Source organism: Vibrio sp. 10N.247.311.12, assembly GCF_041467515.1.
In the GTDB taxonomy this organism is placed as follows: Bacteria; Pseudomonadota; Gammaproteobacteria; order Enterobacterales; family Vibrionaceae; genus Vibrio; species Vibrio crassostreae_C.
The window spans coordinates 23,837-48,552 of sequence record NZ_JBFSUV010000025.1 but is presented as its reverse complement, the minus strand read 5'-3'; the positions used below and the strand labels follow the sequence as shown (position 1 = coordinate 48,552).

23 protein-coding genes and 1 pseudogene are annotated in these 24,716 nt (G+C 44.6%); 15 read left to right on the top strand and 9 right to left on the bottom strand.

Annotation, left to right across the window (positions count from 1 at the left end; genetic code table 11):
• Window positions 1-117: 117 nt before the first annotated feature.
• The 3 genes from AB6E30_RS12595 to AB6E30_RS12585 all read right to left on the bottom strand — a co-directional run bounded on the left by AB6E30_RS12595 (window position 118) and on the right by AB6E30_RS12585 (window position 3,295).
• Window positions 118-1,107 (bottom strand): efflux RND transporter periplasmic adaptor subunit, encoded by a 990-nt coding sequence (locus tag AB6E30_RS12595; protein ID WP_065679596.1) that lies wholly within the window; start codon window positions 1,105-1,107, stop codon window positions 118-120.
• Window positions 1,107-1,733, bottom strand: coding sequence for a magnesium transporter (locus tag AB6E30_RS12590; protein WP_136979437.1), 627 nt, complete (start codon window positions 1,731-1,733; stop codon window positions 1,107-1,109). The genes AB6E30_RS12595 and AB6E30_RS12590 overlap by 1 nt, the downstream gene beginning before the upstream one ends.
• A gap of 632 nt (window positions 1,734-2,365) precedes the next feature.
• Window positions 2,366-3,295, bottom strand: coding sequence for a hypothetical protein (locus tag AB6E30_RS12585; RefSeq protein ID WP_372103788.1), 930 nt, complete (start codon window positions 3,293-3,295; stop codon window positions 2,366-2,368).
• Window positions 3,296-3,625: 330 nt separating this feature from the next.
• Here AB6E30_RS12585 and AB6E30_RS12580 point away from each other — a divergent pair, with 330 nt between their 5' ends.
• From AB6E30_RS12580 to AB6E30_RS12560, 5 genes and pseudogenes are all read left to right on the top strand, one after another.
• Window positions 3,626-4,561: a LysR family transcriptional regulator gene (locus AB6E30_RS12580; protein ID WP_372103785.1), complete on the top strand. Its 936-nt coding sequence runs from the start codon at window positions 3,626-3,628 to the stop codon at window positions 4,559-4,561.
• A 216-nt stretch (window positions 4,562-4,777) separates the two neighbouring features.
• Complete coding sequence (gene gloA / locus AB6E30_RS12575; protein WP_017066787.1) at window positions 4,778-5,155, top strand: lactoylglutathione lyase; 378 nt, start codon at window positions 4,778-4,780, stop codon at window positions 5,153-5,155.
• A 14-nt stretch (window positions 5,156-5,169) separates the two neighbouring features.
• Window positions 5,170-6,267, top strand: coding sequence for an alkene reductase (locus AB6E30_RS12570; RefSeq protein ID WP_372103782.1), 1,098 nt, complete (start codon window positions 5,170-5,172; stop codon window positions 6,265-6,267).
• Window positions 6,268-6,377: 110 nt separating this feature from the next.
• The gene (locus AB6E30_RS12565; protein WP_017060207.1) at window positions 6,378-7,244 is read left to right on the top strand and encodes a DMT family transporter; all 867 of its coding nucleotides are present in this window, start codon (window positions 6,378-6,380) and stop codon (window positions 7,242-7,244) included.
• 42 nt (window positions 7,245-7,286) lie between these two features.
• Window positions 7,287-7,403, top strand: a pseudogene (locus AB6E30_RS12560) (cytochrome c); the annotation flags it as partial.
• A 130-nt stretch (window positions 7,404-7,533) separates the two neighbouring features.
• On the opposite strand, the gene AB6E30_RS12555 reads toward AB6E30_RS12560, so the two are convergent.
• Together AB6E30_RS12555 and AB6E30_RS12550 are read right to left on the bottom strand one after the other, a co-directional pair.
• Window positions 7,534-8,028: a peptidylprolyl isomerase gene (locus AB6E30_RS12555; protein ID WP_017060208.1), complete on the bottom strand. Its 495-nt coding sequence runs from the start codon at window positions 8,026-8,028 to the stop codon at window positions 7,534-7,536.
• Between the two features lie 123 nt (window positions 8,029-8,151).
• Window positions 8,152-8,760 (bottom strand): TetR/AcrR family transcriptional regulator, encoded by a 609-nt coding sequence (locus AB6E30_RS12550; RefSeq protein WP_017065287.1) that lies wholly within the window; start codon window positions 8,758-8,760, stop codon window positions 8,152-8,154.
• 167 nt (window positions 8,761-8,927) lie between these two features.
• On the opposite strand from AB6E30_RS12550, the gene AB6E30_RS12545 reads away from it, so the two are divergent.
• On the top strand, window positions 8,928-9,914 hold the full coding sequence (locus tag AB6E30_RS12545; RefSeq protein WP_372103780.1) for a glycosyl transferase family protein: 987 nt from the start codon (window positions 8,928-8,930) through the stop codon (window positions 9,912-9,914).
• A 97-nt stretch (window positions 9,915-10,011) separates the two neighbouring features.
• Here AB6E30_RS12545 and AB6E30_RS12540 read toward each other — a convergent pair whose 3' ends face one another.
• Together AB6E30_RS12540 and AB6E30_RS12535 are read right to left on the bottom strand one after the other, a co-directional pair.
• Window positions 10,012-10,308 (bottom strand): hypothetical protein, encoded by a 297-nt coding sequence (locus tag AB6E30_RS12540; RefSeq protein WP_372057198.1) that lies wholly within the window; start codon window positions 10,306-10,308, stop codon window positions 10,012-10,014.
• A gap of 167 nt (window positions 10,309-10,475) precedes the next feature.
• A complete protein-coding gene (locus AB6E30_RS12535) occupies window positions 10,476-10,709 on the bottom strand; it encodes a hypothetical protein (RefSeq protein ID WP_017060212.1) in 234 nt (77 codons plus the stop codon).
• Between the two features lie 303 nt (window positions 10,710-11,012).
• Between AB6E30_RS12535 and AB6E30_RS12530 the strand changes: the two genes are divergently transcribed.
• From AB6E30_RS12530 to udp, 4 genes are all read left to right on the top strand, one after another.
• A complete protein-coding gene (locus AB6E30_RS12530; RefSeq protein ID WP_017060213.1) occupies window positions 11,013-11,429 on the top strand; it encodes a CBS domain-containing protein in 417 nt (138 codons plus the stop codon).
• A 195-nt stretch (window positions 11,430-11,624) separates the two neighbouring features.
• Entirely contained in the window at window positions 11,625-13,088 is a 1,464-nt protein-coding gene (locus tag AB6E30_RS12525) for an MATE family efflux transporter (protein WP_017065289.1), read from the top strand.
• 153 nt (window positions 13,089-13,241) lie between these two features.
• Complete coding sequence (locus tag AB6E30_RS12520) at window positions 13,242-15,599, top strand: zinc/cadmium/mercury/lead-transporting ATPase (protein WP_372103778.1); 2,358 nt, start codon at window positions 13,242-13,244, stop codon at window positions 15,597-15,599.
• A gap of 282 nt (window positions 15,600-15,881) precedes the next feature.
• The gene (gene udp / locus AB6E30_RS12515) at window positions 15,882-16,640 is read left to right on the top strand and encodes a uridine phosphorylase (RefSeq protein ID WP_017065292.1); all 759 of its coding nucleotides are present in this window, start codon (window positions 15,882-15,884) and stop codon (window positions 16,638-16,640) included.
• Window positions 16,641-16,853: 213 nt separating this feature from the next.
• On the opposite strand, the gene AB6E30_RS12510 is transcribed toward udp, so the two are convergent.
• Window positions 16,854-18,020: a DUF1887 family protein gene (locus AB6E30_RS12510; protein ID WP_017060218.1), complete on the bottom strand. Its 1,167-nt coding sequence runs from the start codon at window positions 18,018-18,020 to the stop codon at window positions 16,854-16,856.
• A 197-nt stretch (window positions 18,021-18,217) separates the two neighbouring features.
• A complete protein-coding gene (locus AB6E30_RS12505) occupies window positions 18,218-20,209 on the bottom strand; it encodes a methyl-accepting chemotaxis protein (protein WP_017068093.1) in 1,992 nt (663 codons plus the stop codon).
• Between the two features lie 277 nt (window positions 20,210-20,486).
• Here AB6E30_RS12505 and hinT point away from each other — a divergent pair, with 277 nt between their 5' ends.
• From hinT to AB6E30_RS12480, 5 genes are all read left to right on the top strand, one after another.
• Window positions 20,487-20,837 carry a purine nucleoside phosphoramidase gene (gene hinT, locus AB6E30_RS12500; protein WP_017060220.1) on the top strand — a complete coding sequence of 117 codons (351 nt, stop codon included), beginning with the start codon at window positions 20,487-20,489 and terminating at the stop codon, window positions 20,835-20,837.
• Between the two features lie 296 nt (window positions 20,838-21,133).
• Window positions 21,134-22,525 (top strand): COG3014 family protein, encoded by a 1,392-nt coding sequence (locus AB6E30_RS12495; RefSeq protein ID WP_017065296.1) that lies wholly within the window; start codon window positions 21,134-21,136, stop codon window positions 22,523-22,525.
• Window positions 22,525-22,908, top strand: a complete 384-nt coding sequence (locus tag AB6E30_RS12490) for a YcfL family protein (RefSeq protein WP_017060222.1) — start codon at window positions 22,525-22,527, stop codon at window positions 22,906-22,908. The genes AB6E30_RS12495 and AB6E30_RS12490 overlap by 1 nt, the downstream gene beginning before the upstream one ends.
• 86 nt (window positions 22,909-22,994) lie before the next feature.
• A complete protein-coding gene (gene lpoB, locus AB6E30_RS12485; protein WP_017060223.1) occupies window positions 22,995-23,585 on the top strand; it encodes a penicillin-binding protein activator LpoB in 591 nt (196 codons plus the stop codon).
• 185 nt (window positions 23,586-23,770) lie between these two features.
• On the top strand, window positions 23,771-24,625 hold the full coding sequence (locus AB6E30_RS12480; protein ID WP_017060224.1) for a phosphotransferase: 855 nt from the start codon (window positions 23,771-23,773) through the stop codon (window positions 24,623-24,625).
• Window positions 24,626-24,716 lie beyond the last annotated feature (91 nt).

The following is a 24,716-nucleotide window of genomic DNA, read 5'->3' as shown; positions in this document are numbered from 1 at the left end:
TGATCTAAATCAATTAGCCAGATGAGCTTGTGACAGATACAAAAATGCCCTGACATTCAGGGCATTTAATTTGGAATTAATGGCTGTTATATAAGTTCTTACCGAGAACCTCAGTACTTACCAAGCACCTAAGTAAGACTTGTAAGATTGTAGGCGAACCGTTGCCGCACCGATTACATCAATAAAGCCCCAGAATGGATGTGGCTTCTCAGCAGAAATCCAAGCCGCGCCAGTTGAACCAATAGGGATGTTGTAACCTTCTGGTTCGATGATCTCAAGTACGATAGTACGACCTAAACCATTACCGTTTCTTACCACGTGTTGACCGACGCTTTGTGGCCCCTGAAGTGGAGAAATACTCGACTCACCGGTACCGGCATTAAAGCTGTGTACTTTTGCTCGGAACACGTGTCCTGGGTATGCATCAACGTAGAATTCCGCAAAGTCACCAACTTGAACGTAGCCGTAAGTTTGGTCTGAGATACGCATCTCAAGGAACTTTTTGCTGGTGTTGTAGAGGTGCATGTTACCCATGACAGAACCTTCAGCGATATTCACTATCGATACCTGACCGTCAAACTCAGCTTTAACGGTTTTCTTTTCTTGTGCCCAGTTTACTTTTTGTAGATCGGCTTTCAGCGACACAAGTTCAGCGTGCAGTACTCGAAGATCGGAGTCGTACTTTTCTACATCACGAGCATTGAATATCTCTGGTGATGTTTCAGTACGTTCTAAGTCGCGAGTCATTTGCTTGATCTGTTCTTCTTTTTTAACTATTGAAGATTCGATCTTTGCTTTGTCTGCGGCAGACTCAATGTCGACGAGGGTGTAAATTACATCGCCTTCTTTAACCATTTGGTTGTGCTCAACAAGCACTTGGTCGATCTGCTGGCCAAAGATAGGTGACATCACCGCGTGTGGCGCTTTGACTGTGGTTGAATTGGTTAAATCAACGGGTGCCCACAAGCGAGAGATAACCGCTAAGACTGTAAGAATCGTAACACCGCCAATGGCTGCCCAAGTGTAGTTTTTGAAGTTCTTCTTCAGTGCACCTGTCGCAAACAGTGACCATACAATTAGGATGTATGGAATCATCATCTCTTTCATTATGCGACCTCTTTTTCTGTAGGGGATGGTTTTGTTGGAGCCTTATCTTCTGAAGACTGTTCTTTTGAAGATTGTTCTACTGGAGACTGTAGTGTTTGAGACGGCTCTGTTACCGATTGTTCAGGTGATACGTGGACAGCGGCTGTCGCTCCATTAGTCGCATCTTGTTTAGGCTGAACACCACGGCGAATAACATCACTCAGTGATTGACCAATATGTTTCCAGTTCGCCAATGCGATAACCAATGCGATAACCCAGAATGTTTTGCTGATGAACAGTCCACAAAGTGACAGTGCAAACACGATCTGTACGTGAGCGCTTTTGTGCTCTTTTGCTTTATGCACTCCCAGCTCATGTAATTGCCACATGCCGTAAATACCGGCTAATACCACAGCAATGGTCACTGAGAACAAGTAACCAGAGAAGTACTCCATCTGGAAGAAGTTCATCATCATTTCATTGGGATGATTGTTGAATTGAGACATGTCGATGTCTTTAGAATGGATTGTGCCTAACGGTGCAAGAGCCCATGCACCAGCAAACATCACCGCCATAAACAGGCAGAATTTAATCAAGACCATAGCAACGGCCCAGATCTTCTGGAAAACGATTTTTATAAAGTTCATATCTCAACCTACATCAATAAGAAGAGAGAATTTGCAGCCTAGAAGTCACCTTTAATGACATCTTAAAAAGTAGATGTTTATTATGTGGGTAGATTGGAGCTCATAATAAACAAAAGTAACAGATGATATTTAAAGTGATATTGCTCAGTCCAGACAACCGATTCTCGGTATCAAGAAGCGAATATGCTCCTCTACAAATCAATTCTTATTGTTAGCCTGAAACGCAGGTTGAATGACGATGCACTGTTGAACGAAATATTAGGCTCGTTCTTTTAGCTACTGTCTTCTTTACGTGTAAAACCTCGTCTGTCGAGGGGATCTTCCATGGCAATTGACATAGTGTTGTAAAACATTTGTCAGCATTCTGTTTGGGCTAAGAATTGATTTGTTAGCAGGATAATAGGAAGAGTTTTGACCAGTATCTACCCAGAATTACGATTTGATAATATCGTAATTACGATTAGTAGTTATAACTCTAAATCGGTAGGTCGATTTATTTGAAAAGGCTCATATACAGATAGAAAACATTGTTCATTAACTTGGTTTGGATCATAGAAGTCGATGAAAAGTGCTAAAAGACTGGCCTAAAATATTAAATAAATTAGACCAGCCTGTAGGGGGATTTTAATCGATTATTTGAACGGGTTTAATGTAACAGGAGCAATAAAGAATTTCAGGTTCCAATCTGGTGCATATGGCACATACTCAGCTGGATTGGTTGTATTAACATTTGCGTCTGGTTTCATTACGTAATATTGAAGTTCTACACCCCAACGAACTGGCATTGGCCCAACCTTAAACATATCGATATAGCCTAATCCGACAGGTACAGTAAATTGGTCGGAACCATCTTTTGTCCAATCAATTTGAATATTAGGTGTCATACCAATTAACGCGGTGTTGCTGACACGATAGTTTAAGAAATACTGGATGTCCGCTTGATTGGTTGACTCAGTAACGCTGTCACTGCCGCCCACGTCCCACCATTGCTGAGCTAAGAAACCAACGTTCCAGCTTTCAATACTGGTTGGATTACCTGTTTCTTTACCAAGGCGAGCGACCATTGCCGCAGGGCCTACTTGCCATTTATCTTGGGTTAAACCATCAGTACCAGTTGGCATGATCACCGTTGGACCAACACCCCAAATCCAGCCGTCATCACGGTTAGGCGCTGCCATTGATAGAAAGACGGTGTCTCCCATGCCATTTGTACGACCTTCAAAGAAATCACCGTCTTCACGGTCACCTGGTGAACTGTAGTGGTTGGCTACCAGACGGTTCACCAAGTTCCATTCGCCATCCATGATAGGAACAGGCATTACTGGTTGAAAGCTGAAACGGTTTTGCATTTCATGGTGGCCATCTTCTTTCTCAAGAAAGGTGTAATCATTCTGAGTGATTAGCATCCATACGTCAGATACCGGGTTAGCCGATTTTTTTGCGGCTTCCTGAACTGAGAGTTGTTCCTTTTCAGCCAGCGCAGAACCAGAGTAAGCGATAGCCGCACCGCTTAAGAGTAGGGAAATTATTTTAGTGTTTTTCATATTGATACCGAGGGTCATTATTTTGGTGCCATTGTAGTATTCACAAAAGGAATGTATATGTACCGAACGGAAACTCAGTGTCATGTAATTTGAGACAATGTTGTGGTTTCAAAGCGCGTTGCATGAAGTGCGCCCCATTATTAAAGGGCTTACGGAGAAGGGAGGGCTTTATTGTCTCAATATATGAAGATTTATTGAGGGTTGATGAGTGTGAGTAAAGTCTGGTTAATATGCTATTTATTAGCAAAATAATCGATGCGTTATACCTTTAATAAATGTTTTTATTGACGATATTTAATCGTTTTTACGATAGCATGGTGTTTATGGTCGCCTAACGAGTAATGATATATGAGCAACGAAATCCCCAATTTCAACCTACTTGCTGTGTTTTCTGCGGTGATGGAGCAGGGCAGTTTAAGTAAGGCTGCGGATCAACTCAGTACCAACCAATCGACCATCAGTACCGCGTTAGCCCGCCTAAAAAAAGAGATTGGCCAAGAGCTTTTTGTTCGTAAAGGAAGAGGTGTTACGCCTACTTCTTATGCTCAAAGTTTGTATGAACAAATCAAAACGCCGATTCATGAATTGAATGATGTATTTCAGTCGATGGCTAATTTTGATGAGCAATCCTCTGAACGTAAGTTTGTGATTTCTTCACCTGAGCACTTACAGTGGGTTCTGCTCAACAGTTTCGCGGCGCTTCCTAATCAAAACTTGTCGCTAGAAGTCTTTGATCAACCAGACAGTGATGAGCGAATTTACGAAGATCTTTTGACTCAAGAGTTTGATGCGATGATCGATATTGTGGTGCCTGAACATCCAAGTATCGTCACTGAAACCTTGTATGATGGGGAGTTTGTGATCGTATGTCGATCTGATCACCCGCGAATTCAAGGGGAAATCAGCGAAGCGCAGTTCCTCAGTGAAAAACATGCTGTACTAGACAGAACCCGACGCAAAGTTCGCAGTTTGAATCACTATACGTCTTTGGATTTATCCCAACGTAAAATCGTGTTTCATGGACGCTCGCTGTTCAGTAATATCTTGCTGTGTAGCCAATCCGATTACATTACTGTAGTGCCTTTATCTATGGCCGTGCAGTTCCAAGAAAAGTTAAGTTTGCAGCTGTTCAAACCACCCTTTGAATATCAGCCGATATCTCACTACCTGATTTGGTTGAAGAAGCAGAACAGTGACCCTGCTCATAAATGGTTCAGAGAACAAGTCATCAGTACGTCAGATGCAATGTCGAAGGCGCTTAAAGATAGGCGCTTGCGGTTTTAATTGGAATCTAACCCGAAGGGAAGCATTGGCTTCCCTTTTTTGTGTCATTGAGTTCGTGTTAGTCATGAGGTTTATAACAAAAAATTATCACATTGAGAATTTTTGATAATTTCCTTAATTCTCCGATGAATCGTATTATTTAACTCAGAGATTAGTGGATAACCTCCACTTAAAATAATAACGGCGCCATGCTTGTGGTGCTAATAAGGGTGAAATATGAAATTCCTACACACAATGATCCGAGTTACTGATTTAGACAAGTCTATCGAGTTCTACACCAAGGTATTGGGAATGAAGGAACTTGAACGCCACGAAAACAAAGAGTACCGCTACACATTGGTTTTTGTTGGCTATGAGCAAGGCGGCACGACTATCGAGCTAACGTACAACTGGGATACGAATGAGTACGAGATGGGCAGCGCGTTTGGTCATCTGGCATTGGGTGTAGAAGATATTTACGCAGCATGTGACAAAATCAAATCGCTAGGTGGCAACGTCACTCGCGAAGCGGGTCCAGTGAAAGGCGGCTCAACTCATATCGCTTTTATTACTGACCCAGACGGCTACCAAATCGAACTGATTCAACTAGGTTAATCGAGGATATAACAATGACAAACGCACTATTTCAACCAATTCAACTTGGTAATATCGAGCTTAAAAACCGTATTGTTATGCCACCGATGACGCGTTCTCGCGCAACGCAACCTGGTAATTCAGCAAACGATATGATGGCGGCTTACTACGCTCAGCGTGCTTCTGCAGGTTTGATTATTGCTGAAGGCACACAAATTTCACCTATGGGTCAAGGCTATGCTTGGACTCCGGGTATCTATTCTGATGAGCAGATCGCTGGTTGGCAAAAAGTGACTGATGCCGTACATGAAAAAGAGGGCGTTATCTTCGCTCAACTTTGGCATGTAGGCCGTGTAACACATCCAGACAACATTGGTGGTGAACAGCCAATCTCGTCTTCTGCACTTAAAGCACAAAACGTAAAGGTATTCATCGATAACGGTACTGATGAACCGGGCTTTGTTGATGTGGTTGAACCTCGTGAAATGACGAAACAAGACATCAAAGAGGTGGTTGAACAGTATCGCCAAGCGGCTTTGAATGCGGTTGAAGCAGGCTTTGATGGTATCGAACTTCACGCAGCGAATGGTTACTTAATCAACCAATTCATCGATTCTGAAGCAAACAACCGCACTGACGAATACGGTGGTTCAATTGAAAACCGTTTACGTTTCCTAGGCGAAGTGGTTGAAGCTATGGTTGAAGCGATTGGTGCTGACCGTGTTGGTGTCCGCCTTGCTCCATTCACATCGTTGAATGGTACGGTTGACGCTACACCAGTAGAGACTTACACAGCGGCGGCAGCACTACTTAACCTATACAAAATTGTTTACCTACACATTGCAGAAGTTGATTGGGACGATGCACCTGAAACGCCAAAAGCATTTAAAGCAGCAGTTCGTGAAGCCTACGAGGGTGTCCTTATTTATGCGGGTAAATACGATAGCGAGCGTGGCGAAAAAGCCGTTGCTGAAGGCGTAACTGACATGGTTGGTTTTGGTCGTCCATTCGTTGCGAACCCAGATTTACCAGCTCGTATTCAAAATGGTTACCCACTTGCAGCGCACGATCCAAACACATTGTTCGGTGGTGCTGAAAAAGGTTTAACGGATTACCCAGAATACGCAGGCTAAAAACAGCTGCCTGAAGCAGAGTATTGAGATAGTATCTCGATCCTGTTGAATGTTTATAAAAAGCAACCTTGCAGAGTCGGGTTGCTTTTTTTGTTATTGGACTAAGTAAAATGATGAACGTGAAAGCGATGCGCGGAGAGCTTTACCTTCTATTTGCCACCCTGCTAGCTGGGGTGGGATGGATTGCATCTAAGCTGGTGGTATTAGAAATGCCTGGGCCAGTGTTCATTGGTGTGCGATTCCTCGTCGCGAGTCTTATTCTTCTGCCATTTTGTATTCACCATATTCGTAAGCTTTCGTTTAAGCAGATTCTGTCTCTTTGCGGCGTGGGTTTGTTGTTATCTGCCTCATTGCAGGTATGGGTGTTTGCAGTTTCGGTGACTGAAAGCTTGTCGGAAGGGGCATTCATCATGAGCTTAGCCATGATCATTGCACCGTTTGTGTCTTGGATTTTGTTTCGAGTTAAGCCTAATCGCGCGTTTTGGATGTCTTTCCCGATCGCGATTATTGGCATGCTGTTGCTGACTTTGGGTAACGGCTGGCATGTTGAGCAGAGTCAGATTTATTTCTTACTAGCATCGATGTTGTTGTCTGTTCACTTTGTGATGAACAAGCGTGTGATTACCAATATCAAGCCTATCGCATCAATCTGTGTGCAACTGTTTGTGGTGGGTGTGAGTGGTTTAGCCTTTGCTTCTATGACAGCTCAGCCGGAGTTCGAAATCACCAAAACCTTAGTCTTCTGGTTTATTGTCTCTGCGGTGATCGCAACGTCTATTCGTTACTTGCTACAAACGGTCGGTCAGCACTCCGTGAACATGGAAGTGGCGGCATTGATCATGATTCTTGAGCCTGTGTGGACGCTACTGTTAAGTGTGAGTGTGCTTGGCGAAAGTGTAGAGATGCAGAAGCTGCTCGGTGGGGCGGTGATCATTGCTTCACTATTTTGCTATATCAAATGGTCGAGACGAAAATAAAACACTCGGCGCAAGGCCGAGTGTGGGTTGTTCTTCAAGTGCTTTTCTGAGCTTTATCAGGCGAGTGTTGAACAAGACTTGTCGAGTGCAGAGCAAGGGTTAAATTCTGCGAATAAGAAGTGCAAAGGGTGTCACCGTACTTATCGTTCTCGCTGGTAACTATTCTAACAACGAGCTTTGAATACAGGTGGTAAAGTCGAACCCTTACCACCATAGTCCTATCGCACAGCCTTCTTTTCTTTATGCCATCAATTCGAATGCACTAGGGGCGGGAAAGGACGTGAATGAATTAGTCGCGAATAGTGACTTTTGTAATCACAATATCTTCGCAAGGCACATCTTCGTGTCCCCAGCGAATGGTTGTTGGTGCTTTCGCAATTTTGTTTACCACATCCATACCTGCTGAAACCTTACCGAATACCGCGTAACCCCAGCCAGCATTGGTTGTTGAGGTGTGATCTAGGAAATCGTTGTCATCAAGGTTGATGAAGAACTGCGCCGTTGCAGAATGTGGTGCATCAGTCCGAGCCATTGCCACAGAACCAATCACATTCTTCAAGCCACGGTTTGCTTCGTTGACGATTGGGGCACGAGTTGGTTTTTCTGTCATGTCGATAGTGTGACCACCACCTTGAATCATGAAACCTTCAATAACACGGTGAAATGTCGTGCCTTCGTAGAAACCGTCTTGGCAGTATTTAAGGAAGTTTTTCGACGTTACTGGCGCTTTTTCAAGGTTCAGTTCAATCTCGATATCGCCAAAGTTGGTGGTGAAAGTAATCATAGGGTTACCTAAAGTTGAAGTTTTACTGAGTCGTAATGACGAAAGTGGGTTGCAGTATAGGGAAAATAACAGCAGATACTAGTGATGGTTTTATTGTGGTTGAATTCTCATCAACCACCAAAATCACGCCTGATATTGTTTAAGGAACATCTCGACACTTGAAGTAATGATCACTTGTTTGTGCGCAGCATCCGGTGACGGCACATGACCAATGATTTGCGGCCAAAACGCAAAAGACTTAAGCAGACCAATGAACTGCGTGGAGGCGAATTGTGGGTCTAGTTCTACTAAACGACCGTCTGCCAACGCGGCTTTAATCCAGGTTGTAAGTCCACTTTCTGCTTGGGAATATTTTTCCATCGCTTGATGCGCCAGTTCGGCGTTATGGAAATACTCTGAGAACAACACGCGTGACAGGTCGATGAAGCCTTCAGACTCAAGTAACTCAAGTTCTTGATTGGCTATCGACGAAAGCTGTTCTTCAAGTGGCAGTTCTGCTTGATAAGGGAAATGCGTCGCGGCCAGAGTTTTGCTCCAAATGCTGTCTAGAATCTCATCTAAAAGCAGCTCTTTGCTGGCAAAGTGATTGTATACGGTTCGCTTTGATACTTCTGCGCGGCTCGATATTTTATCCATGCTGGTGGCCTTGTAGCCATGCTCAGTAAACTCTGCGATAGCAGCGGCAACGATCGATTCACGTTTTCTTTGGCTCAGCGTTTTTTTTACAGTCATCGGGATACTACTCAATATGTCGCGGTTAGCATTACATACGCTAATTTTACACCAGTAAGTTTACTTTTAGAACACCAATCCGCGTATTGGTAATTCGGTCGAGAGCAACTGAATCGCTTTGCAATTCACGGTGGGTATCATAGAATCGAAAGTGTATTCGAATTTTATTGATATCAACGGAAGAGAATAAACAATCAATGAGTAGTATTTTAGAGTGTATTCGTACAGTTGGACGAGGAGAAAGAGGGCGTAAGCCTTTATCGTTCGAACAAGCCTACCGCATCATGGATGAGTATTTAAGCGGAGAAGTCGGTGACGACCAAATGGCTATGCTACTGATGCTGATTCGTGTGCAGAATGAAACCAATGAAGAGATCGCTGGCTTTGTAAAAGCGTTTCAATCTCGAGTGCCAGATTTAGGCGCCGATATTGATTGGCCGTGTTACGCGGGTAAACGTAACGATAACGCCAGTGGCAAGCCTTGGAACTTGTTGGCAGCAAAAATACTCGCTGACAATGGTTATAAAGTGTTAATGCATGGCTATATGGATAAGCTGAGCGGTAGGACGCACGTTGAAAGCCATTTGCAAGATGTCGGTGTGCAAAGTGCTGAGAACCCTGAACATGCTAAGTCGATTCTTGAACAAGACGGCATTGCTTATTTACCGCTAGCTAACTTTGCGCCCGAAGCACAAACCATGATTGGTTGGAAACACCGCTACGGTTTGAGAACACCAATTAACACGGTAGTTCGAGCATTGAATCCTGGTGGTGGCCGTTTAGGTCTGCGTGGCAGTTTCCATCCTGGCTTTCCACAACTTCATGCGGAAGTTGAGCATGTTATCGGAAATAAATCCCACTCGGTGATTTCATTCAAAGGGATGAACGGTGAGTCGGAATATAATCCTAAAGTTAGCCAAACGGTATGGATGAGCTCTCCTGACAAAGTCGAATCGTTCTACTGGGAAGAGATGATGAACCTAGAGCTGCCACTTCCTAGCCAATGTGTACTTGGCACATCGGCTGAAGATATGGCGCTAATGGCGAATACCGTTGTCGACAGCATGACAGCCATTCTCTTTGCAGAAACGCACGATAAAACTGAGGCATACCAGAAAGCGGTGCGCCTGTGGCATGAGTATTGTGCGCGTTAGATGGTGGTTTGTAATCAATGAGAGAAGGTCAGCGAGCGCTGGCCTTTTTATACTTGATTTCTAGCAAGGGCTTTTCGTGAACGCCCAAACAATAAAGCTACTTCACTCGCATCAAGCGATGCATTTTGTCTTCGAACTGAATCTCAATCACCTGTGAGATTTTCATCTTATCAACACGATCAAGCATTCCCGCTTGGTAATCACGTTTTTTCATCCACTCTAGCGGTTCTTTAAAGCCATCTTCATTAATCACAAACGACTGATCGGTAATAGAGTCTTCAAAGATATGAACCACCCAAATGCGTGATTGGAAATCCAATAACTCACTAAAGTAGCTTTTTAACTTAGATAAGGAATTCGTTAGATACGTTTTAGGTGGGGTTTGGGAAGACATAGTAAACCGTATTTGGACAATGAAAATCGGCAAGGGCGCCGTCTGATCATTATAGCCTTTACCCGTTAGGCTTGTCAGGTCGAATTCGGCAGCCATTCACGGCTATTGCGCTTGCTAATGCTACTATGGCTGCCAGTTAGAGATTAACCAAATCAGTGTCGGATTCACTATTTAACGAATAGGCCGAAGTCGATCTCTTGTTCTCTTTGATATTTCACCAGCTTCACTTTTAGGTCGTGTTTTGCTGCTAAATCAATGGCTAAGCATGACATGCGTTTTATCTCATCAACGCAGCTTGATATCAGCGGTTTTTCTTGATTATCGATAGTGGCGATGAGTGTGTTTTCTGTGCCGTCGTTACCTGCGTAAATATACGCGTACATGTTGTTGTCGTGTTGCATAAACTTCCTAAAACGGGATTTCTAATTATTAGTGAGGTGAAGATTACAGGGTTTATTTACGCAGGCTAGCTCGGCTAAGTAAGGTTAAGCAAGGGAAAGTAAGGCTTTGTAAGGGCTCTTTTTTTTTCTTTTTTCTGGCGTTCGAAAACGTGCTCAACCCTTTGTTTGTCTCACTTTTTTGTCTTGTTAGGTTTTGCCTATCAATAAAATTGTTGAAATCCATTTAGTAAAATCAAGATTTTAGACAACAATTAACTTAACAAGATAGAAAATATATGACGCAAAGTATTTAGGGAGAACGCAATGCATTCTATTAAAGTGAAAGATTACATGACGCAGCAGGTTGTGACATTTACTCCTGATATGCCGTTAAGTCTAGCGTTAGACAAAGTGATGCGTAGCCACCATATGGGTGGGCCCGTAATCGATGATAACGAACAAGTGATTGGCTTCCTTTCAGAGCAGGATTTACTCGAGAAACTTGTGAAGGTCAGTTACTTCTGCCAAGACACACACCTTGTGGGTGACTGTATGTACCAAGAAGTGCTGTCGGTGTCACCTGACTTATCCATTATTGAATTGGCGGACATGATGCAGGTTGGAAAACCTAAAGCATACCCTGTGATCGATAATCGAAAACTGGTGGGTATTATCACCAGAACTGATGTTTTGAGAGCAATTGGCAAGAACTTGGAAGAATGCTTCAAACATCAGGTATAGTAGCGTGTTAAGAACGATTATTTTTCTCAATACCCTCAATTGAAAAAAGGCGCACTAGCGCCTTTTTTCCGTATAGCGCTTTTCTTGGTCGATCCTCTCTTTTTGGATCCCTAGCCAGTTGAACAGTTGAACAGTTGAACAGTTGAACAGCTGATTAGGCTTTAGCTCTTGGGTATTCCAACTTTTGGAGGTTTCATGTCAAATCAAACGGCAAAGTTTGTTGAAGGTTCAACGATGCGCCACATATTGGTGATGTCGGGGGCTGGCTCTGTCGGTTTGATGGCGTTATTTGTGGTCGATCTGCTCGACATGCTGTTTATCAGTATGCTCGGACAGGTTGAATTGGCTGCTGCGGTAGGATTTGCAGGTACGCTGACTTTCTTTTCTACCTCCGTTTCTATCGGTACTTCCATTGCCATGGGCGCATTAGTGTCCAAAGCCATCGGCTCCAAGAATCAAGAGCACGCTCGAAACCTAAGCACCAGTATCATGCTGACTGCGTTTGTTATCAGTTCAACCATAACTGCAATCATGTTCGCTTATATTCCAGAGCTGCTAGCCGCGATAGGCGCCAAAGGCATTGCTGCCGAACGCGCTCAAGCTTACCTACAGATTTTGCTACCTAGTGGTCCATTTTTGGCGTTAGCGATGGCAGCGGGTGCGGGCTTAAGAGCGGCAGGTGATGCTAAGCGTTCGATGTGGGCAACTTTGTCTGGCGGCATTGTTAACGCGATTCTCGATCCTCTGTTTATTTTTGGTTTTGGTTGGAACATCGAAGGGGCGGCTATCGCTTCGGTTGTCGCTCGTTTCTCGGTGCTATTCTTTTCGCTTTATCCTCTTATTCGCAGCCATCAGCTGGTAGCTCCGCCTTCTTTTGTGCAATGGCGCATTAATATTCGACCAATATTGGCGATTGCGCTGCCTGCGATTATCACCAATACCGCAACGCCTATCGGTAATGCGATTGTAACAACGGGTATCGCACAATATGGTGAGGATTTTGTCGCGGGCTTTGCCGTGATAGGTCGTCTGACGCCAGTTTGTTTTGCGGTTATCTTTGCCTTGTCTGGCGCTGTGGGGCCAATCATTGGTCAGAACTTTGGTGCTGAACGCATGGACCGAGTAAAAGAAACACTCAATAACTCATTGCTGGTTACTACGGCATACACCATCGCTGTTTGTATTCTGTTGTACTTCGTTCAAGGTTATGTCATTCAAGGCTTTAGCTTACAAGGTGATGCAGCAATCATTGTGGCGGCTTTCTGTACCTATGTGGCGTTAACCTTCACCTTTAACGGTGCACTATTTGTTGCCAACACGTCTTTCAACAACCTAGGTAAACCGCTTTACTCGACAGCATTGAATTTGGGTAAAGCGACGTTAGGTACTCTGCCGTTCGTATATCTAGGTTCGCAATGGTATGGCGCTTTGGGTGTTCTCTATGGTCAAGCTTTGGGTAATGTTTTGTTCGGAATTTTAGGTATCTTGGTGCTTCGACATCATATCGCTGAACTGATGCAAGGATCTCAAGTTGATCCAGTGGAAGATGATGTGTCGATTGTCAGCTTGAACACTCAGCCATTCTGTTCACACGATGCGGTTCTTATTGATGATGTATCCGCTAACCGTGAAGAGTGTGCGGAGCTTAAATCTCAGTAAGCCATCGGCGCTGGCATAATATTTTTGTTTTCTTGAAAACTTCTTCTTGACCTTGGAGTAGCCTCCAAGGTTTATACTTTTGATGAACTTAAGGTTCTGTTGCTCGTAAGTTAGCAACAACCTCAAGGCTTTTGAGTATTAAGGAGATACATTATGTGCGCAAAACATGCAGCGTGCCGCTCAGCAAAAGTGGACGTTCAACCTCAAGCGGCAGGAGCAAGTTGCTCTAGCCCTAAAATTTCAAGCATCACAGCAGCAGGCACTTCATCTGGTTGTTGTAGCTCTTCGGCTGCTCCGTCATCGTCTGGAGATGATTGTTGTAGCTCGTCGGACAGTGGAGAAGAAGACAGTCAGTCCTCAACTTTATCTCTCGATGCCAAATTTTCGAAAAGTTGGCTGGTTGCCGGAATGGACTGCCCAGCTTGTGCAAGAAAAATAGAAAACGCGATCAGCAATATTGACGGTGTTATTCAAGCGAAGGTTCTCTTTGCTACCGAAAAGCTGGTTGTGAAATTCGATAATGAAAGCATTGCTGACACCATTGAACAGGTCTCTATCAAAACGGGTTTCCCTCTTACGGAAGTCGGTTCAAAGAAAGAAAAACAACAACCTGAGACTTTTTGGCAAGCTCATATCCAACCTAATTTACAGATTATCGCGATTGCAGCGGCAATGCTGTTTGCAGTGCTTGTGAAAAGCACCTCACCTCAATTAAGTGAAGGCTTGTTTACGGTAACTTGTCTGCTTGGTTTATATCCGGTGGCGAAAAAAGCGGTTCAGTTGGCACGCTCAGGAACACCATTTGCTATTGAAACCTTAATGAGTGTTGCCGCGCTGGGTGCTTTGTACCTTGGCGAAACTGTGGAAGCTGCGATGGTTCTATTGTTGTTCTTGATTGGTGAGCGCTTAGAAGCGTTTGCTTCATCTCGAGCAAGAAGTGGCGTTCAAGCGCTAATGGCATTGGTACCAGAAAACGCGACTAAGATCATCAACGGCGAACGTGTAGAAGTTGCCGTCAGTGAACTGGTTCCAGGTGATGTGATTGAAGTGGCTGCGGGCTCTCGTTTACCTGCTGACGGACAATTGATTACAGACGCGGCAAGCTTTGATGAAAGTGCGTTAACCGGTGAATCTGTTCCTGTTGAACATATCGAAGGTAACAGCATCATGGCTGGCGCTGTGGTGGTCGATAAAGTGGTTCGTATCACCATCACTTCAAAACAGGGTGAGAACGCGATCGATCGTATTCTTCATCTGATTGAAGAAGCAGAATCACGTAAAGCACCACTAGAGCGATTCCTCGATAAGTTCAGCCGTTGGTACACACCGTTAATGATGGTAGTGGCTCTGTTGGTCATCATCACGCCACCATTGTTGTTTGCGCAGCCATGGGAAACATGGGTATACCGTGGCCTAGCGCTGTTATTGATTGCTTGTCCGTGTGCCTTGGTGATCTCGACTCCTGCAGCGATTACCTCTGGCTTAGCAGCAGCTGCGAAACGTGGCGCGCTCATTAAAGGCGGCGCAGCGCTAGAGCAGCTTGGCAAAATCCAAACCATCGCCTTCGATAAGACAGGCACACTGACCGAAGGTAAGCCTCAGGTTACGGATATTCAACCTCTATCGGGTTGGCAACAAGACGCGATGCTGCGTGTGGTTGGGGCGATTGAAGTTGGCTCTACTCACCCGTTGGCGCAGTCACTTGTCGCTAAAGTAAAAGACCTGAATATTGAGATTCCTGAATCACACAACAAGAAAGCGTTGATTGGTAGTGGTGTTGAAGGGGATGTTGATGGTGTTAAGTATCAGGTTCTGTCACCGTCTAAAGTCACGTTCAAACTTGGTGCCGATGTGGTTTCTCAGGTAGAAGCATTAGAAGGTGAGGGCAAGACGGTTGTGGTTGCTCTTGAGGTTAAAGATCAAGAAGAATCAACAGAGCAAGCTACGACGGTGATTGGTCTGATTGCTTGGCAAGATACGTTACGCAGTGACGCTAAGCTTGCGATTGAACAACTTAATGAATTAGGTATTCAATCTATCATGTTGACCGGCGATAATCCGCGCAGTGCAGCAGCGATCAGTAGCAAGATTGGTATGCAGTACAAGGCAAGCCTATTGCCAAGCGACAAGGTATCTTACGTTGAGGAGTTATCTCAACAGTCGCACGTGGCGATGGTCGGTGATGGCATTAATGATGCACCAGCAATGAAAACGGCGAATGTAGGCATCGCAATGGGTGGTGGTACGGATGTCGCTTTGGAAACGGCGGATTCAGCACTGACTCATAACCGTTTAACTGAGCTGCCAGCGATGATTGAACTGTCGCAAGCGACCATGAACAACATCCGTCAAAACGTAGCCCTTGCGCTTGGTTTGAAGGTCGTATTCTTGGTGACAAGCTTGTTAGGTATTACCGGTTTGTGGGTGGCAGTTTTAGCGGATAGTGGTGCAACTGCATTGGTGACATTGAACGCATTGCGTCTGCTTCGATTTAAATCTAAAGCGGACTAAATCGAGCTCACCGACATAGAGCATTCTTAATATAAAAGCGCCTTTAGCGGTAATACGTTAAAGGCGCTTTTTGTCTCATTAGTATGCAACATAGGCGTGCGGATTGCTTATTTTTGTGATGCCAATCGGTTTTTTGTGAAACTTGAATTATTGTTGCGATCATTCATGTGACATGCGTCACTTCATTTTGTAATGAGCTTGGTTAGAGTGTGTTCGTACCCCACGAATTTACTATGAGCTTAAATAAGGGTAAAAAGCCCAATAAGCCAAAAGGAGCGAACTATGTCTCAAGCTGTTTTCCACTTAGGTGTTACTGAAGCAGATCTTAACGGTGCTACTCTTGCGATCATCCCTGGTGATCCTGCTCGTGTGCAAAAAATTGCAGAAGAGATGGAGAACCCAGTATTCCTTGCTAGTCACCGTGAATACACGCTTTACCGCGCAGAGCTAGACGGCAAACCAGTTGTTGTATGTTCAACAGGTATTGGTGGTCCATCGACTTCTATCGCAGTTGAAGAGCTTGCTCAACTTGGTGTTCGCACTTTCCTACGTGTTGGTACGACTGGTGCTATCCAACCTCACGTAAACGTGGGTGACATGATTGTTTCTACAGGTTCTGTTCGTCTAGACGGCGCTAGCCTACACTTTGCTCCTATGGAGTTCCCAGCAGTGGCTGACTTTGAAGTTGCAACAGCAATGAAAGCGGCAGTTGATGAATCAGGTGCAACAGTTCACATGGGCGTAACGGCATCAAGCGATACGTTCTACCCAGGTCAAGAGCGTTACGACACGTTCTCTGGTCGCGTTGTTAAGCGCTTCCAAGGCTCTATGCAAGAATGGCAAGACATGGGCGTTCTAAACTTCGAGATGGAATCTGCAACACTGCTAACTATGTGTGCAAGTTCTGGTCTGAAAGCAGGTTGTGTTGCTGGTGTAATCATCAACCGTACTCAAAAAGAGACGCCTGATCACGACACTCTAAAAGTAACAGAAGCACGTTCAATCAAAGTGGTTGTAGAAGCCGCTCGTAAAATGCTTTAAGTCTTAAAGTGCTCTGAGTTTTAGAGAGCATTAAGTCTTCAAGTGACATTAAATTTTGAAAATGGCCGCATCGTATGATGCGGCCATTTTTTTGTGCCGTCTGAAAGTAATCAATAGAGAAAACAGACAACAAAAAAGGCGAGTGATTTAATCGTCATTCGCCTTTTTAACAATCTGCTTAAGAGCATTGAGCTCTCATGAGCTTATTGGTTTTTAGCACTCTAGATCTTCACTGCCACCCGCAGCTGTAAACCATGCCGTTAGGTGTGTTTTAAGATCTTTCAATTCGTCAGGGCCAATCAATGCAAGGCCAAGATCTTCAGCTCGTGTGATGTCGTTATGGCGAAGAGGGCGGAAGCTCACTAACATTGCACGTGCTTGTAGGCCACCTAGCAGGTCTCTAAGCGATTCCAGTTTGTACAAGGTGTCATCACCATCATCACGCATGCCTTTGGTCTTACATTCGATGATGTGCAGCTTATTGTTCACCACAGAGGCAACATCAAGCTCGTTACGAACCTCACGTTCACCCAGTTGACGGTATACCTGAACATTCAAAGAACGGTCTTGAATGGTCGGCATGTCATCTTGGATCTGCTTAACTGTGCTGTGAACCAATGTTTCAAGCCATTCACCGTTTGAGAAGCGGCGCGCGTCTTCGTTGGCAAAGGTCAAAATACCATTGTCGTAAGTCGCAATTTTAGCTTCAACCAAATCGCTCAACAGCATGTTGAGCTCGCGATAGCCTTGTTGCTTCTCAGATAGACCTACATCAAGTTTTTGTTCTTTACGGCAGGTCGTTGCTAGGTAGTTCAATGTCGCAAGGCCAGGGCCTAGTTCGAGTGCGTTACTTGCCCAACGTTCACCCAGTTCATAAAGTTTCTGATCCAGTTGCGGAGACAGCTGAACATCGCTGAATTCACCGCGAGCACCGAACACAGTCAGGTAGTCGTCGATGGTGATGCGGTCTTGAACTTGTGCATCTTCTTTACCATTTGGGTACAACCAACACAGCTTGTCACTGTTTGGTTCAACCACGAAGATTGGCCAGTGGTAAGTACGGAATACTTCGTACACAGAAAGTAGGCGGTGACGAAGGCCACAACTTGCGTTGAGCTTCACTTCTTGACCGCGTGCTTTGAGGTCTTCGGCAAGGGTTTGGATAGATTCTTTAATGACGGACGTATTTACGATGGTCGGAATTTCGAAAAACTCACTCGTAATGTCGCGCTTATGCAAAACGCTGTCTAAACGTTTGTACATACTGACTTGATTCTTGTCGCCGATAAACACGATGTGGGTGCTGACCGTTCGGTTATCAAGTAATGGGGTGAGCAAGCGAATGGGGTCTTGATCGATAATGCCAACATGAACAGCCATATAAATTCCTTAATAGCGGCTCGCTCATAAAGGTGAAAGAAAAAACGGGAAGCAGCAAGCCTTAATAATCATATAATGACAAAGCTCATAAAAAACAAGGGCAACCCTTGATAAAAGTTGCCCTAGCTCAATTAGTTACCACTATTGGGTAAGAAGTCTCAACAATCTCACTAAATATCTATCGATTCTTCATTTATCTATAGTTTGAATTGATGTACTAAATCACCTTGCTGATTCGCCAAAATTGTTAGGTTTTGGCTGGCTTCTGCAATTGAAGACATCGCTTGGTAACTCTTATCTGCGATATGGTTGATGTCTTCGATGTTGCGTGCAATATCACCAGACGTTTCACTCTGCTCAGCGGCTGCTTGAGAGATGTGTGTACTCATGTGGCTGATCTCTAGAATCAAGGCTTGGATCTCTTCCATCGCACTGTTTGCACTTGAAGCTTGTTGAACCGACATGTCCATATCGCTCATACAGCTTTCAATAACGTTGCTTGCCGTTTTCGAGCTTGATTGCAGATTGCTGATCATAGTCTCGATTTCAGAGGTTGATTGAGTGGTCTTCTGTGCTAGCACTCGTACTTCATCGGCAACGACTGCAAAACCACGACCTTGTTCACCTGCACGCGCTGCTTCGATTGCCGCATTAAGTGCAAGTAGGTTGGTCTGTTCAGCAATACCACGAATAACGTCAAGGATTGAACCAATCTGGCTACTCATCTGTTGTAGCTCGCCTACAGCGCCCACTGATTCAGTAAGGCGAACTTCAAGCTGATTAATGGTGCTGATGTTGGTGTTCATGATCTGACGACCAGACTCAGAAGCCGATTCTACTTGTTGAACCATGGTGAGTGAGCTTTGCGCGCTGTTCGCCACTTCTTGTACAGAATGAGACATCTCTGTCATTGCGGTCGCAACAGTCGCGGTTTGCTCACGTTGGCTGTTCAATTGAGCCTGCGTTTCAGATGACGTCTTCTGGTTGACGCTTGCAGTCTTAGTTAAGTCATCTGAAGCATCATTCAACTTCACAAGGATATTGTGCAGGTTGTCAGCCAAGGTGTTGATGTGACGGCTCACGCGGCTGAATTCGTTGTCGTAGCGAATATCGATACGCTGAGTCATATCACCTTCAGTTAGACCTTCTAATGTACCGAGGATGCGAGTTAATGGCTCTCGTACGCTGTGTGCAATGTGGTAACCAATCGCAGCAGCGAACACAGTCACAACAATGCCAATGGCAATCGCGTTGAATAGGCCTTTGTCGTAGATGCTGCTTGCGTCAGCGAGTGATGAGTTAAGTTGCTCTTCAGCGGTCACGTTGAATGAGTCCAAAACAGCCATCGCTTGGTCAACTTCTAGAGCTAGGTTAGCGATGTTCACGTACAACGCTTGTTTGGCTTGTAGGTAGTTATTGTGTTTGTCTAGTACGCCACCTTTCTGACCAACGTCTTTGGTGAACTTCTGAACCGACTCATCGAAGACATTTTTAAGTGCTGGTAGTTGTGTTGATAGACCTCGATAAGCGTAGTTAAGATGAGTAACGGCCTTTTTGTTTTGGTTAAGGGCTTTTTGAACGAAGGCAACATCAGAGCTAGCAAGTGCATCAGAGGTAATAACTTCTGCGTCTTGCAGTTTGATGAAGTAGCTCTTTGCCATCACTTTTACAGAGATGCTTTTTTGGTCGGCAACGTACTCTTTCATACCAACGGTTAATTCTGAATGTAAGCGTTGGAAGTCACGAGACGCTTTTTGTACTTGTTCTTGTGCTTCGAACATCGCGACGTAGTTGTTCATCGCTTCGTCAGCTTCGGCGAAGTAGCGTTCTTCCATTGCTCTTAATTGCGCGATACGTTCAACAAGTGAAGCATTGTTTTGGCTTGCCGCTTCTAAACTACCGAGAACTTCTGAAAACGAGTTTTGTGATGCAGCAAATTCTGTACGCATTGCAGACATGCGTTCAGCGTTTTGTGTGGTTAAGAAATCTTTGAATGACTTATCAGCAGAAAGCAATTGAACACTCGTTTGATTTGAAAGCGCGACAAGTGGTAATGAGGTTTCTGAGACACTCTCAAAATTGCTGTGTATCTGATTCATGCTGTTCATCATGATGGTTATCGTGACTGCGAACATGATGATGATCAGTGCGAAACCAGCGTACATACGCTTGATCACAGATCCCTTCATGGCTTTCTCCCTAAATAAAAATGCAGACCTAATGTCAGGTCAAAGTAAAACTAACAAAATTATCAGCATTCTATTGAGCTCGGCTTACGCATTTTATGACGCACACGTCAAAAATAGCGCTCAGTTATAACCAACATGCCATTCTTGAGAGCTAAGGCTCGTTTTCTTTGATTTGAACGGTGTTTTTTATTATGCTTTAAAGCAGATTTATTGTGGTTTGATGCGGCATAGCGCATACTCAAAGCATTAAAAAATAAATGTTTTATCGGAGAGAAACATGGCTGAAGAAACCATTTTTACTAAGATCATCAACAAAGAAATCCCAGCAGATCTACTATACCAAGACGATTTAGTAACCGCATTTCGCGATATTAACCCTCGCGCGCCAAGCCATATCCTAATCATCCCAAACAAGCTGATTCCGACAACTAACGATGTTGAAGTCCAAGATGAAGCGATGATGGGGCGCATGTTTACTGTTGCTCGCAAGTTAGCAAAAGAAGAGGGCATTGCAGAAGATGGCTATCGTCTTATCGTGAACTGTAACTCTCACGGTGGCCAAGAGGTTTATCATATTCACATGCACTTGGTTGGCGGCCGTCCACTTGGCCCCCTATTAATGAGCTAATAAAAAGTTAATGAGCTAATGAAAAGCTAACGAGTTAATGAAAGCTAATGAGCTAGTTTAAACGCGCTCATTAGTGGGTTAACACAAGTAGTTAGTTGGAAAATTTGTAGTTTGTATGCCAACTTTAAGTTCTATCTGTTGTCTGAACATCGGCATCGCCTAGGCAGAGGCTAAATCAGTAGGGTTTCAACTGGCTTGAGATCCTTTTTACAACGCGTTTCGTTTTGATAATGAGACCATTAAAGGTCATCAGACCCTAATAAAGTAGGCATTTTAAACATGCACGGAGACGATAAGTGAAGCAACAGTTTAGATTCGCTTCCATTGCCCTGTTATCGGCGTTGACCGTAGGTTGTGCGAGTATGTCTGCAGGAAGCCTGTTCAGTCATTACAGCGCACAAAACAAAGCGATCTACCAAGCCGTTAAATCTGGAGATTATTCAGAGGCTCAGCAAGAGCTACCAGATTACGCGGCAGGCGACATCCTTGATAACTTTGAAAGAGGCAGAATTAATCTGCTGGATCAAAAATACCCTGAGAGTAAGGCTTCGTTTGAAGTGGCTGATCAGGCGGTTACTGAGCAGCAACGCAAAGCCGTGATCTCAATCTCAGACAGTGCAACCAGTGTGGGTGCGTTGGCTGTGAATGACAATATTACCGAGTATGTGCCAGCCGATTACGAGTTGGGCTTTCTTCATCTGTATCTCGGTTTAAATTACCTCAAGAAAAACGATTTAGAAGGTGCGGTGATCGAAATGCGTCGCGCCAACCAAGTTCAAGAACAAGCGAAGAAGCAACGCGAGGCTGAGTTAGACAAAGCAGCCAGCGATGCGAAGAAGCAAGGCTTGTCTGCCAATGTGGGTAGCATCCTTGCCAATTACCCTGATGCGGGTAAGAAACTGCAGTCAGTACAGAATGCGTATCTGATGTTCTTGTCTGGTCTGCTTTATGAAGCGTCAAATGATTTAAACAGCGCCTACGTTGACTATCGTCGTGCTTTGGCTGTGATGCCAGATAACCAAGAAATCATCGATAGAACCATGGCAACAGCCGCTCGTTTAGGGATGCGACAAGATTTAGCAACATTAGAAAAACGCTATAAGCAATCTTCTAAACTTAGTGCAGGTGAAGGGCGAGTGATTGTTCTTCAAGAGCAGAGCGCTGTGCAAGCTATGGACAGTTGGCGACTGGATTTGCCTGTTTATGACAGTCGCGATCAGGGGGCAATATACTCTCTTGCGCTGCCATATTACCCAAGTCAAAACGTAGAGCGTTTTTCTGCCTTGCGAATCAGCGGACAGCCGCTACAAGAACATTTGATCACTGATGTAAACGCGATGGCGCAGAACGATCTATCGGAACGTATGACAAGCATTGTTATTCGCCAAGCGCTACGTGTAGTCGCGAAAGATCGCATTCGAAAAGAAGCAACCAAAGGCGATGATGTCGGTAATATTCTGTTCAACGTGTGGAACACACTGACAGAGCAACCAGACACTCGCAGTTGGCAATCATTACCTGCAGAGATTAAGAGCAGTACGTTTGTAGCAAATAGCGGTCAATATACGTTGGAAGCGGGCGCTAAAACGTACGACTTTGATATTCGAGAAGGGCAGACCACCTTGGTGTGGATTTCTCGACAAGGAAACAATGCAACAATGTGGCATAAACAGCTAGGGAGGCTGTAATGAAAAAGTGGTTAGTGAGCTTAGCAGCGGTTATGGCTCTGGCTGGTTGTGCTGATAATACAGCTGGCGTAAGGGTCGATAGTCTGACTCAGAACGTTTTCTTTGGTGACAAGGTATTGGGCAGCCGTTTACAGGTTGAAGATATTCGCACCGATCTGGTCGACGGTCATACGCGAGGAATCGTTCGTTTAAACAGTAACTATAAAGGCGATCAACATATTCTTTATCGTTTTTACTGGTACGACGATGCCGGGCTTGAGGTCAACCTTAAACAAGGTCCTTGGAAGCAAGCGATTGTTCGTGGTTTTGAAAGTATTTCGTTGTCGGAAGTGTCGGTAAACCCGAAAGCGACTCAGTTCAGAGTCCAGTTCCGAGAGCAGTAAGTTAGATTAAACGGGTCTCATGATTCGTAAATACAAGAATTTAAGAGTGTGGGTAACCCCGCTCAGTGATAAGTTGAGGAAACAAAATGAAAAAGAGTGTCATTGCGCTACTAGGTTTAGCGGTTATTTTAGGCGGTTGTTCAAACAAGGTAAGCTACGGTGATGCACAAGCAGTAGAAACCACGACAATCGATTTCGGTTCAACTGACCTTCAAACGATTGCGGGTGAAATGGTCGATAGCATGATGGCGTCTGGTTCTGTGTCTTACATTACTCGTGAACAGCGTCCAATCGTGTTTGTAGAGCGAATCAAGAACAAAACAAGTGAGCACATCGATACTGAGTCAATCACTGACACTATCAGTACTAAGATGCTGAACTCTGGTAAGTTCCGTTTCGTTGATATGGACCGTGTAGAGTCTGTTCGTGACCAATTGAACTTCCAAAACAACGATGAGCTTGTAAACCAAAGTTCAGCGATTCAATTCGGTAAAATGGTTGGTGCTCAGTACATGCTGTACGGCAACCTATCAAGCATCGTTAAGAAAGCGGGTAGCGATGAAGACGTATACTACAAAATGACGATGCGTCTAATGGATCTTGAGTCTGGCTTGATTGAATGGGCTGACGAGACTGAAATCCGTAAGCAACAATCTAAGAGCCTACTAGGCCTTTAATTTCGCTTACTTGCCAACTATGCGCAGCCGGATTTGACAATGTCTAGTATTGGCAGCGCTTAATCTTGACAGCGTATAGCTTGGTCACACGCCAATGCAGTGCATGATGTGCTGTTTATGAAGAGACACTGGCTTTTGGTCAGTGTCTTTTTTGTAGGGAATGAAGACGTTTATAGGGAGTAAATATGGCAATTTTTTCTTGGTCTGAGGCTAAGCTTCTTGATACCAGTTTGAGTTCGCTTGACGGTTACTTTTCTGAGCCTCCAGTTAGAGCACAGACATTAACAGGCGGTTTGACCAATCGATGTTGGAAGTTGGTCGATGCCGATGGTACTGCGTATGTTTGGCGGCCAACCACACCTATCACCAAAGCGTTCTTCATTTCTCGCCATGAAGAGTACCAAGTGCTGTCTGCCATTGAGCGACTCGGTATCGGGCCAAGCCCAATGGTAGTGAATGAGCAGGGGTTACTGGTTGAGTGGATTGCGGGTGAGACACTTTACGAAGATCTAGAACTCGATGACCTGTTGAAAACGCTGATCTCTGTTCATCTGGTTAATACTGCGCGATTACCACTGCAACCATTCAGTTTCACGGCGCGAGTCGACCATTACTGGCTGCAGCTTGATGCGATTCATAAGACCGAAGCCTGCACTAAGATTTATCAAGAGTGGCGCGTGGCTCCGAGTATTACCAATGTTGACCTGTCTTTGTGCCATTTTGACTTAGGTGGTTATAACCTAGTGAGAAACAGTGACTGCATTAAGATTATTGATTGGGAATACGCTGCGCTCGCAGACCCTAGGCTCGATTTGACATTAACCATTGCGGTTGCTGGCGCGCCAGTCACAGAAGCGGTTGAGAAGTACTGTCAGCTGCGAGGAATCCATGATGTTCAGCCTTGGCTTGATGGTGTAGAAGCATGGTTACCAAGAAGCCAGATGATGGCGATGCTATGGTATTTACTTGCTCATCAGCTTTGGGGCGATGAAAGTTATCTGCGTGAAGCGGAGGCTCTGAGTCACACTTTATGTAGCTAGGATCACGTTTAGGAAGTGAAAAATATAATTTCTCAGCTGTTACCTTTAAAACCTTGTTTTTCGTGTTAGATTGATCAAAACGTACCAATAT